General features: G+C 33.3%; 9 protein-coding genes. 7 read left to right on the top strand and 2 right to left on the bottom strand.

Going from position 1 to position 12,157, the window contains the following annotated elements; genetic code table 11:
• Positions 1-7: 7 nt before the first annotated feature.
• On the bottom strand, positions 8-1,261 hold the full coding sequence (locus FLP_RS24570) for a DUF445 domain-containing protein (RefSeq protein ID WP_065452131.1): 1,254 nt from the start codon (positions 1,259-1,261) through the stop codon (positions 8-10).
• 267 nt (positions 1,262-1,528) lie between these two features.
• Between FLP_RS24570 and map the strand changes: the two genes are divergently transcribed.
• From map to pruA, 7 genes are all read left to right on the top strand, one after another.
• Positions 1,529-2,347, top strand: a complete 819-nt coding sequence (gene map, locus FLP_RS24565; protein WP_065452130.1) for a type I methionyl aminopeptidase — start codon at positions 1,529-1,531, stop codon at positions 2,345-2,347.
• 68 nt (positions 2,348-2,415) lie between these two features.
• The gene (locus FLP_RS24560) at positions 2,416-2,820 is read left to right on the top strand and encodes a GxxExxY protein (protein ID WP_065452129.1); all 405 of its coding nucleotides are present in this window, start codon (positions 2,416-2,418) and stop codon (positions 2,818-2,820) included.
• A 40-nt stretch (positions 2,821-2,860) separates the two neighbouring features.
• Positions 2,861-3,634: a class I SAM-dependent methyltransferase gene (locus tag FLP_RS24555; protein ID WP_065452128.1), complete on the top strand. Its 774-nt coding sequence runs from the start codon at positions 2,861-2,863 to the stop codon at positions 3,632-3,634.
• Between the two features lie 128 nt (positions 3,635-3,762).
• Positions 3,763-6,666: a DEAD/DEAH box helicase gene (locus tag FLP_RS24550; protein WP_065452217.1), complete on the top strand. Its 2,904-nt coding sequence runs from the start codon at positions 3,763-3,765 to the stop codon at positions 6,664-6,666.
• A gap of 86 nt (positions 6,667-6,752) precedes the next feature.
• The gene (locus FLP_RS24545) at positions 6,753-8,015 is read left to right on the top strand and encodes a type IX secretion system plug protein (protein WP_065452216.1); all 1,263 of its coding nucleotides are present in this window, start codon (positions 6,753-6,755) and stop codon (positions 8,013-8,015) included.
• A gap of 79 nt (positions 8,016-8,094) precedes the next feature.
• On the top strand, positions 8,095-8,481 hold the full coding sequence (gene apaG / locus FLP_RS24540; protein ID WP_065452127.1) for a Co2+/Mg2+ efflux protein ApaG: 387 nt from the start codon (positions 8,095-8,097) through the stop codon (positions 8,479-8,481).
• 158 nt (positions 8,482-8,639) lie between these two features.
• Positions 8,640-10,265: an L-glutamate gamma-semialdehyde dehydrogenase gene (gene pruA / locus FLP_RS24535; RefSeq protein WP_065452126.1), complete on the top strand. Its 1,626-nt coding sequence runs from the start codon at positions 8,640-8,642 to the stop codon at positions 10,263-10,265.
• 85 nt (positions 10,266-10,350) lie between these two features.
• Here pruA and FLP_RS24530 read toward each other — a convergent pair whose 3' ends face one another.
• Positions 10,351-12,093 (bottom strand): CocE/NonD family hydrolase, encoded by a 1,743-nt coding sequence (locus tag FLP_RS24530; protein WP_065452125.1) that lies wholly within the window; start codon positions 12,091-12,093, stop codon positions 10,351-10,353.
• Between the last annotated feature and the right edge of the window lie 64 nt (positions 12,094-12,157).

Below are 12,157 nucleotides of genomic sequence, written 5' to 3'. Positions count from 1 at the left end.
TATTTTTTTACACAAAATAGTGATACGTCCATTCGACACAATAAATTATAATCCCTATTAAACCTCCAACAAGAGTCCCGTTGATTCTAATGTATTGAAGATCCTTCCCTATTTCTAATTCTAATTTTTCTGAAACTTCTTTCCCGTCCCAGCTTTTTACTGTAGAGGAAATCAAATCTCCAATCACTTTTTTATTGTTTAAAAGAATAGAAAGTAAATCGTTTTTGATAAAATTATTGATCTTATCAATCATTACAGGATCTTCTTTTATTCCATTTCCAAAACCCTGAATCAGACCTGAAATGCTGTTTTTAATAGAAGATTGATCTCCTTTGTCTAAATCATTCGAAATTGATAGTTTTATTTCATCCCAAATTCCGTTGATATAATCCTGAACTTCTTTTTTACCTGCAAAACTCATAATCATGTTATTGATCTTTATTCGCATTTCTTCAGAGTTTTTTACTTTATCCAGAAAATCATAAACATATTCGTCTATTTTTATTCTTACTGCGCTTTCCGGATTTTTAGCTTCATGTAAAAACTCCGCCAGTCCATTAAAAACACCGTCAGAAATCTTTTTATCGGCCAGACCAAAACTTAAGAACGGCGTAGATTCTTTCACTTTTTTACGAATCAGATCTTTGTTATTATTCAGTTCTGTACTCATTACATCCAGAAGATTGGTAAGTAATTCATCTTTTACATTTCCTTTTTGCAAAGGCTCTAAAGCCAATGCTACCCAATCTCCAAAATTGATTCCTTCCAGTTTTTCCTTAAATTGATATTGAATAAATCGCTTTATATCTTCATCTTTTATTGTTTTTAAAATTCCGGGAATAATATTCACCGCGACCAGATTGGCAATTTTATTGGCATTTTCGTGTTGTGACAACCAATCTGATGCTTTTGTGGCGAAGTTGAATTCTTCTAATTTAATTTCTAATTTTTCGCGATTCAGAAATTCTTCCGAAACAAAATTCCCAAGGTTTTCGCCAATCTCATTTTTCTTGGTCGGTATAATTGCCGTATGCCAAATTGGGATTCCTAACGGATGACGAAATAATGCCACGACAGCAAACCAATCGGCAATTCCCCCCACCATTGCTGCTTCACTAAAAGCCTGCAACATGGGAATTTTAAAATAAATTGCAATGATAAATAAAAGCACTGCAACACCTAAAAGTGCCAAAGCGCTGCCTTTCATTTTATTTAAAGCTTTCTTTTTTAATATATTTTCCTGATCTATAGACGTTTCCATAACTTATTATTTTTTAACACTTACTAATTTACGTTTTTTCTCGCAAATAGTAATTGGAAAAACTAATTGATCTTAATTGTCAGTTCGCCACGAATTGCACGAATTGACACTAATTTATAAATTATATTATTATCACTCATTTTAAAACTCAATTTACATTAGTGAAATTCAATTTTAAAGTAATTCTAATTTGTGCCAATTCGTGCCATTCATGGCGAAAAATTTTAAATAAAAAGTCGTACTTTTGCCAACTGAAAATCCGAAATTATGATTATAGTAAAATCACGTGAAGAAATCGAATTAATGCGCGAAAGTGCTTTGATCGTATCTAAAACATTAGGAATGATTGCTTCTGAAATTAAAGAAGGAGTTACCACATTATATTTAGACAAATTAGCTGAGGAATTTATCCGTGATCACGGTGCTGTACCAAGCTTTTTAGGATTATATGATTTTCCGAATTCACTTTGTATGAGTCCAAACTCACAAGTCGTACACGGAATACCTAATAATACACCTTTGAAAAGTGGTGATGTTATATCGGTAGATTGTGGTGCTTTCAAAAATGGATATCACGGTGATCACGCGTATAGTTTCGAAATTGGAGAAGTTGCTCCTGAAGTTAAAAAACTTTTGCAGGTTACTAAAGAATCTCTTTACGTAGGAATCAGAGAATTTAAAGCAGGAAATCGTGTTGAAGACGTTGGAAATGCGATTCAGAAATATACTGAAGCTCACGGTTACGGAGTCGTTCGCGAATTGGTAGGACACGGTTTAGGTCAAAAAATGCACGAAGAACCAGAAATGCCTAACTACGGAAAACGTGGTCGCGGAAAACTTTTTGTTGAAGGAATGGTCGTTGCCATTGAGCCAATGATTAATATGGGAACCAAAAACATCAAACAACATAAAGACGGCTGGACAATTACAACCTCTGATGGAAAACCAAGCGCGCATTTCGAACATGATGTAGCTTTAATTGATGGAAAACCAGAATTATTATCGACTTTCCAATACATCTACAAAGCTTTAGGAATTGAAAGCAATGAAGAAGATGAATTCAGAAAAGTGCCGTTGGTGTTATAAGGATTCCACAGAGATTCACAAAGTTATACGCCAAGATTCACAAAAGTTATCTATAAGCCTTTTTTATAATGTATGAAGAAAACACCGAATCTCGTGATCGGCTAGATGCCATTACATATAAAATAATTGGACTTGCAATTGAAGTACACAAACAACTTGGACCCGGTTTATTAGAATCTGCTTATCAGGAATGTTTATACTACGAAATTGTGAATTCTGGTCTTATTGTTGAAAAGCAAAAAGCCTTGCCAATAATTTATAAAGATATCAAACTTGATCATGGATATAGAATTGATTTACTGATTGAAAACAAAATTGTAATTGAATTAAAAACTGTTGAAGCTTTTACAGATGTTCATTTTGCTCAAATACTTACTTATCTAAAACTTGGAAATTATCCATTAGGATTATTAATTAATTTTGATTCAAAAATTTTAAAAAACAACATAAAAAGATTTATAAACACTCTGTGAAACTCCGTGTCTCCTTTGTGTAACTCTGCGAAACAACCCCATGAAGAAACTTTTTAAACTCGTACTCAATACAATACCGCGTCCATTATTAATTCGTTTGAGCTATGTGGCTCGTCCGGTTTTGGCATTTTCATTAAAAGGAACAAAATATACCGATCCTATTGATGGGAGAAGTTTTAAATCGTTTTTACCTTATGGATATGGAAAACAACGTAACAATGTGCTTTCGCCAAGTACGCTTTCTTTAGAAAGACACCGTTTACTATGGTTGTATTTAAACGATCAGACAGATTTTTTTACAGCTCCGAAAAAAGTATTGCATTTTGCTCCGGAACAAGCTTTTTATAAAAGATTCCGCAAGCAAAAAAACCTTGATTACACGACAACTGACTTATTTTCGCCTTTGGCCGATGTAAAAGCAGACATTTGCAATTTGCCTTTTAAAGACAATGAATACGATGTTATTTTGTGCAATCACGTTTTGGAACATATTCCGGACGACACAAAAGCCATGCAGGAGTTATTTCGTGTTTTAAAACCAGGCGGAATGGCGATTCTTCAAATTCCACAAGATTTGTCGAGAGCGGTAACTTTTGCAGACGATACAATTACAGATCAAAAAGAACGTGCTAAAATATTCGGTCAGTACGATCACGTTCGTATTTACGGCCGCGATTATTTTGATAAATTAAGAAGCATTGGTTTTATCGTAATCGAAGAAGATTATACCAATAAAATTACACCGGAATTAGTAGAGAAATATTGTTTGGCAAAAGGAGAAATTATTCCGCTTTGCTTCAAACCAGAAAACTAAATCATTCGGATTTTTCACCATATAAGTGATATAAGTTCATTTAAAAAAGTTTTCAGAATAGCAGTATTTTGAAAACTTTTTTTAGTTTAAACCACTTCCCAAATTACAACCAACCTAACCGCCTTATCTTGGATCTTTCAAATTCATTTCAATTTTGTTTTGATATCAGTTTTGAAAAAAATCTGAATCATTATATTCCAACCGCCTACATTGTTGAGAATACCGATGACATTAAATATTTAAATAAAAAAGCAACTAAAGACGTACTTGAAAGTTTTTTTATTGTTTTTGATCAATTAGATCCTGACACAAAAAAGATATTGACGGTTTGCGAATCTTTAAAGCCTGAGTTTATTTTTAAAAAATTCAGTACAAAAGTCAAATCGGCAAAAACAATTGCTGATTTGCAAAAAGATTCCAAAATTGAATTTGCCATTCGTCAGCATCTGCAATTAAATTTAGGTTCTTTTTATAGTCTTATTGTACAAAAGCAATTTCCGTTATCCCTAAATATGAGTGCTGAAAAGGATTTTTACAGATCCAGAGTAAACACCAATCCGTTGTATTTTGAACCTCAGATTCAATTTAATAAACATGTCGAAGGAATTACATATACTTTATCTTTAAAAGAAAACGAAACTTTATTTTCACCAATGAACAGCAGTGCCGAAATACTGCTGGATGAGCCAAGCTGGTTGATTATCGATAAAAAATTAGGACAGTTAAAGGATCTTAATGCTAAAAAACTTACGCCGTTTTTAAAGAAACAGTCAATTGAAATACCTTCAAAATTAGTTGACAATTATTTTAAAAGTTTCATTCCTGAAATAGCAAAAAAAATAGACATCGAAGCTACTGGTTTTGATATTGAACATCGAGATCAAATTATTTCAGGTACGATTCAGCCTGTTTACGATTTCTTTAAAAACTGCTATTACCTCAACCTTTATTTTGATTATAACGGTTATTCATTTGATAGCAGTAAAACTAAAAAAACACATTCGTTTGTTGATTTTAGCGTTGCCAATGAACCTAAAATCATTCAGTTTAAACGCAGTGATGACGAAACTTTATATACAGACAAATTACTTGCACTGGGTTTAATAAAAATCAAAAATGAATTGTTTGGATTAAATTCTGATGCAGAAAATCCTGATCCTTATGTGAATATTCAATTTATTATTGATCGTAAGGAAGAACTGGAAAGTTTAGGATTCACGATTTGTAATTTAAAACTGGAAAGCAAAGAAATCATTACAGAAAACCATACTGTTTCTGCTTCGAAAGAAGAAACAAAAGAAGATTGGTTCGATATCAGAATAGTTATTACGATTGGCGCTTATACTATCAATTTCAGTGAAATTATTCCGAACATAAAAAGTAAAGAAAGACTCTTTTTATTGCCTGACGGAAACTACTTTTTGATTCCGTTAGAATGGCTGAGTAAATATGGTTCGCTGGCCAAGTTGGCCAAAACAGAAAACGGAAATTTACTTTTACGTAAAAGCAATTTTGCCGCTTTGGATGCGATTCCGGAAATCAAAGATGATATCATTCACAAAGCCGAATACGTATCTTCTGATTTATTAAAAGCAGCTTTACGACCTTATCAAATCGATGGCGTAAAATGGCTTTTGGGTCATTTTAACTCTAATTTAGGTGCTTGTCTGGCTGATGATATGGGACTTGGTAAGACATTACAAACTCTTGCTGTTCTTGTTGCCGTACAGGAACAACTGGGATTTACGACTAAAACCACGAATTTTGATTTGTTTCAAAATGAAACTACTATTGAAAGAGAACCTTTAAAAGCTTTGATTGTTTTACCTTCTTCACTGGTTTTTAACTGGTACAATGAAGCGGCAAAATTTACTCCGCATTTTTCAAAAATGCAATATGTAGGCAATGACCGAAAATTATTAGCCAGCAGATTAGCATCAACTGATTTAGTTTTTACCAGCTACAGCATTGTTCACCGTGATATTTCAATTTTAGAAAAATACAATTTCCGGTATTTAATTTTAGACGAAAGTCAGTACATTAAAAATAAAAACTCAAAGATTTTTAAAGCCATTACTAAAATAAATACGGCTCATAAAATTGCCTTAAGCGGTACTCCTATCGAAAATTCATTAGATGATTTATGGTCACAAATGCAATTTATAAATCCGGATATTTTGGGTAGTTATGATTTTTTTGCTCAGAATTTTAAAATTCCGATTGAGAAAAAGCAGGACGAAAATACTTTGTCCGAACTAAAAAACCTCATTCAGCCTTATATTTTGCGACGAACCAAAGAGCAGGTCTTGAAAGATTTACCGGAATTAACGGAGCAGATTTATTATTGCGATATGGATCCTGAACAGGAAAAATTATATGAAAAAGAAAAATCGAAAGCGCGGAACTTTTTACTAAAAACAGACGGATCGAGCCCGGACAAAATTAGTATTATTAATACGCTGATGAAGTTAAGACAACTGAGTAATCACCCGAAAATGGTGGATCAGGAATCTGAAATTGATTCTGGAAAATATAACGCCGTTACTAATTATCTGGAAACTTTAGTAAAAGAGAAACAAAAAGCGATCATTTTTAGTTCGTTTGTGACTAATTTGCATTTTTATACAGATTGGTGTAAAGAAAATAAAATAGACTTTTGTGAGATTACCGGAGAAACTCCTGCCAGTAAAAGAGAACAACAGGTAAAACTATTTCAGGAAAAAGAAAAGCCATTGTTATTCTTTATTTCGCTCAAAGCGGGTGGCGTTGGTTTGAATATTACGAAAGCTTCTTATGTTTTGTTTTTAGATCCTTGGTGGAATCCTTTTGCTGAAAAGCAGGGAGTTGGACGAGCGCACCGAATTGGGCAATTGAATAAAGTAAATGTTATCAGGTTTATTTCGAAAAATACGGTTGAAGAAAAAATCATCAAACTACAGGAAAACAAAAAGTTATTATCTGATTCGCTTTTAGAGGAAAGTTATATTAATGACGAAATCGAAGTGAATTTAGAATACATTTTGAGCTCTTAATAAATTTGTTTTCTGAAGCAGTAAAAAGTGGCATCTTATTACATTATATAAAATTCTTATATTTACAATCTTACAATTGTAATATGATGCCAAAATTTTTGTTTAGAAATCTTCTTCTTATTTTCATTTTTACTTCGGCAACAGCTCAGGGAATACAAACCGAGATTGATCCTCCATATAATATAAAAACTATTTCGTTTGTTAAAAACGGCAGTAATGTAGTGCCTATATTTGAGTTGGGCGATACTTTTACTTTTCAGTTTGATGATTTATTTGGTAATGAAGCCAATTATTATTTTGAAATTATACATTGCGATTACAACTGGAAACCAACAGATATCCCGAAAACAGATTATATTACAGGTTTTGATAATCAAAGAATTACGGATTACTCTAATTCTTTTAATACGCTTCAGGTATATTCACATTACCGACTTTCGTTCCCAAATCAGTTTACAACACAATTACGAATTTCAGGAAATTATATGCTGAGAATTCTTAATGAAGACAAAGAAGTTGTTTTGTCCCGAAAATTTATTTTATACGAAAATCATTCAACTGTAGCGGCACAGGTAAAACGCAGCCGTGATGTAACCAATATTGATTACAAACAAAACTTAGATTTTGCAATAGTTTCAAACGACATTGTTTTTCAAACGCCAACACAAAATGTAAAAATTCTATTATTGCAAAATGGCAATTTTGATACTGCTATTAAAAATGTTCCTCCGCAATATACAATAGGAAATCAGCTGGTGTACAAATACAATACCGAAACGCAATTCTGGGGTGGAAATGAATTTTTATATTTCGAAAATAAAGATATTCGTGCAGCAAGCAATAATGTAGGAAGAGTTGGTGCTAATAATGACATTTACAATTCGTACTTATATACTAATCCGGCAAGAGCCAATCAGATTTATACCGTGTATCAGGATGTAAACGGAAATTTTGTGGTGAAAAACATCAATGCTTCAAACAACGAAATCGAAGCCGATTATGCCTGGGTGTATTTTACACTTTCGGCTCCAACTTTCAGATCAAACAGCAAAGACATTTATATTACAGGAATGTTTAACAATTATAGTTTATCGCCAGAATACAAAATGGACTATAATACCGAAAAAGGTGTTTTTGAAAAAGCTGTAATGATCAAACAAGGTTTTACCAATTTTCAATATACAATTGCCGATAAAAAAGGGGCTATTGATTATGAAAATGCTATAGATGGAAACTTTTATCAAACTGAAAATGAGTATACCATATTGGTTTATTATAAAGAAAGTACCGATCGTTATCAAAGAGTTATAGGAAAAGGAAATGCCAACTCTATAAACATCATAAATTAAAACATTGTTAAGGATTTAGATCGAAAGATTTTTTTTTGTAGATTTGCACGTATAACGCACACATATTAACTACTTTAGTATGGTTTCTCAGATAACACGAGGCATAAAAATATCTGTTTTGACTAGTTTTGAAGGTACTTACTTCAAGAACTACAAGATCCACTTTGCTTTTAGTTATGTAGTTACAATCGAAAATCACAGCAAAGATTCAGTACAGTTAACTTCTCGTCACTGGGAAATATTTGATTCTTTGAATGATCTTGAGGTTGTAGACGGAGAAGGCGTTATTGGTAAAAAACCAGTTTTGAAACCTGGAGAAAATCACACGTATAGCTCAGGTTGTTTATTGTCATCTCCTTATGGTGCAATGAAAGGTTATTTTAATATGATCAATTTTACCTCTACAAAAACATTCAAAGTAATTGTTCCTACTTTTAGAATGTGTGCTCCTTTTGCTTTAAACTAAAAAAAGTTTAAAAAAACCTGCTCTTTTTTATCGTTATCTTAATCATAAATTTGTCAAATTATTAATTTATCCTTTGTACTTTTGTGCAGCGTTAGATTATTCGTAACAAATCAAATCATCTAACCCTTAAATTGTCTAATTATCTAATTTTAAATAAAATGCTAAAAGGATTCTTTCATGTACCAAAAGCGGTAAACGAGCCCGTAAAAAGCTACGCACCTAACTCACCAGAAAAAGCAGCTGTTCAGGCAGCTTACACAACATTGTGGAATTCTAAAATTGACGTTCCGTTATACATTGGAAGCGAAGAAATCAGAACTGGAAATACAAGAACAATATCAGCTCCTCACGATCACAAACACATTGTAGGAACTTATCACTTAGCTGAAAAACAACATATTGAAAAAGCAATTGCAAATGCACTTGAATCAAGAACAGCATGGGCAAACATGGCATGGGAACAACGTGCTGCTATTTTCTTAAAAGCTGCAGAACTTATTGCAGGACCATACAGAGCACGTATTAACGCTGCGACAATGATTGGTCAGTCTAAAAATATTCATCAGGCAGAAATTGATGCTTCTTGCGAATTGATCGACTTTTTACGTTACAACGTAGAATTTATGACACAAATTTACGGAGATCAGCCAAAGTCTGATTCTACTACTTGGAACCGTTTAGAATACAGACCTCTTGAAGGTTTTATTTATGCGATTACTCCTTTTAACTTTACTGCTATTGCTGCAAATCTTCCTGCAAGCGCTGCAATGATGGGTAACGTTGTGGTTTGGAAACCAAGTGATAGCCAGGTTTTTTCTGCAAAAATCATTATCGATGTTTTCAAAGAAGCAGGTGTTCCTGATGGCGTTATCAACGTTGTTTTTGGAGATGCTTTAATGATTACAGATACTGTTTTAGCAAGCCGTGATTTTGCCGGAGTTCACTTTACAGGATCGACTCATGTATTTAAAGATATCTGGGCTAAAATTGGTGCTAACATTCACCACTACAAAACATACCCAAGAATCGTTGGAGAAACTGGTGGTAAAGATTTTATCATTGCTCACCCAAGCGCTAATGCAAAACAAGTATCTACAGGAATTACTCGTGGTGCATTTGAATTTCAAGGGCAAAAATGTTCTGCTGCTTCAAGAGCTTATGTTCCGCAAAGTTTATGGCCAGCTGTAAAAGAACAATTAATTGCTGATGTAAAATCGATGAAAATGGGTTCTCCGGAAGATTTCGGAAACTTTATTACTGCAGTTATTCACGAAGGTTCTTTTGATAAATTAGCAGGTTTTATAGATCAGGCTAAAAAAGATGCTGATGCTGAAATCATTGCTGGTGGAAATTACGATAAATCTGTAGGTTACTTTATTGAGCCAACAATTATTGTAACTACAAATCCTAAATATACTACAATGGAAACCGAATTATTCGGACCAGTTATTACTATATACGTTTACGAAGATACAAAATGGGAAGAGACTTTAGAATTAGTTGATACTACTTCTGAGTATGCTCTTACAGGAGCTGTATTTAGCCAGGATCGTTATGCTATTGAAGTAGCAACTACGAAATTGCAAAATGCTGCCGGTAACTTCTACATCAACGATAAACCAACAGGAGCGGTTGTAGGTATGCAGCCTTTTGGTGGTGCAAGAGCTTCAGGAACTAACGATAAAGCAGGTTCTGCATTGAACTTACTACGTTGGGCTTCTCCTAGAACGATCAAAGAAACTTTTGTAACTCCTGAGGATTACAGATACCCTTTCTTAGGATAATTTCTGATTTTAGAGTTCAGATTTTAGATTATAAAAAAAGCCGCAAACTTCATTTTGAAATTTGCGGCTTTTACTTTTTATTAATTTACTTCCAAATCGGGATTTTTACAAAACTATCATTGAACCATTTTACTTTTAATGGTTCTTTTGCATCTTGAATGGTTTCATCGATAACCGTTTTTCCTGTTCCGTAATTGAGTTCTGAAAAAGGGTTTTTATTTACGTTTAATACTACCACTAAACGACTTCCTTTACTTAATTGTTTACTGACCAAATGTGTATTCGAAAAAGGAATCGATTCTATTTTATTGGGTTCTAATAAATTTCTTGTTGTACTATCTTTGGCATAACTCGCACGTCCCAAAAAATAAGATAAATGAAAATATTCTCCGTTTGGTGTTAATTCATATAACGTAACACCAATATCCATATCTTTTTTATTGATGCTTGCTTTTATTTCTCCTAAAAATGATCCGTTTACCAATATCGATTCTTTAAAAGGATCACTTATAAAAATATATCCGTTTGTTGTATCAATTTCTTTTTTGATAATCGGATCCGGATAATACTCATTATTTTGAGTTTGTCTGTCGGCAAAATCTACTTCCTGCGATAAATAACCATTTTTAGAAGGCTTTGAAGCATTCAAAGCATAAAATTTTCCAGCTTTATTATTCGTTAAATATAGCTTCAGGAAACCATTGCTCATGTTATCAAAAGATGGAGCACTTCTCCACTCGTTAGCTCCCATTACCTGATAATTAATCCTGTCTTTTAAAATTTCCGGTTTAGGTCCGTTTTTTAAAATGTAATCGAACCATTCGTATGTTATTTTTTTGGTATTAATTAATGCGTCTTTATCAACTTTATAACCATTTATTACAGGAGAACCTCCTTTTTGCGCCCCAAAATGACTGTATGGACCAATGACTAAATAAGAATTGGCTTTCGGATTGTATTTTTGAAGTTCCCTTAAATAATACAAACTCGAATTTTGAGAATCATTATAATAGCCATCGATGACTAAAACCGGAATATTTATTTGGGCAAACTCCTTTTTGTATGGCGACATTTTCTGCCAATATTCATCAAACGAAGGATGTTGTAACCATCGCTGAAATAGCCTGTTTGGAGTTCCGTCTATGCTGTCCATTTTTTTGTAGGCAACTCCGGTTTCCCACCATTTAAACTGCATATTTCTAAATCGCTGCCTGTCATTTCCTGCAACTGTATCAAGATATTTGTTACTGCCAACATAAAACGACCATTCGTAATTAGGATTTATAAACACATTGTTTTCCATCGGCAAACCCATTCCTGCTCTATTGGCAACATAAGGAACGATAGTTTTAAGCGCCGGATGCATTTTTTTGCACGCTGCCCATTGCGTCAAGCCATTATAACTGCCGCCAAACATTCCGATACTTCCGTTACACCATTCTTGTTTGCTAATCCAATCGATGACATAATAAGCGTCATTGGCTTCATTTTCATATGGAAATATTTCATTGGGACTAAATCGTTTACCACGGGAATACGATATAACACCCACATAATCTTGATCTGCCGCCTCTTTCAATGATTTAGTTGATTTTCCTTCTTCGGCAACATAAATTGTATGTTGAAGTATTACAGGTTTGGGAACCAAAATTCCTTTCTTGCGTACTACAATTGCCGATATCAAAGCGCCATCACGCGTTTTGATCATGACGCTGTCCTGAATATCATAAGCACTTTTTAGATCTTCGGATTTTGTCCTTCTGGTTTGCTGAGAGAATGTATGGGATATGATCAGGATAAGAAATACAAAATTTAAAATTGTTTTCATTTGATAGTTTTTTATTGGGAAGCTTTATTTTAAAAGCTTTTGTTGTTTATAATAAACTGCGTTA

The organism is Flavobacterium piscis, assembly GCF_001686925.1.
In the GTDB taxonomy this organism is placed as follows: Bacteria; Bacteroidota; Bacteroidia; order Flavobacteriales; family Flavobacteriaceae; genus Flavobacterium; species Flavobacterium piscis.
Note: the sequence above shows the minus strand (reverse complement) of the source record. Positions and strands in the feature narration are given on the sequence as shown.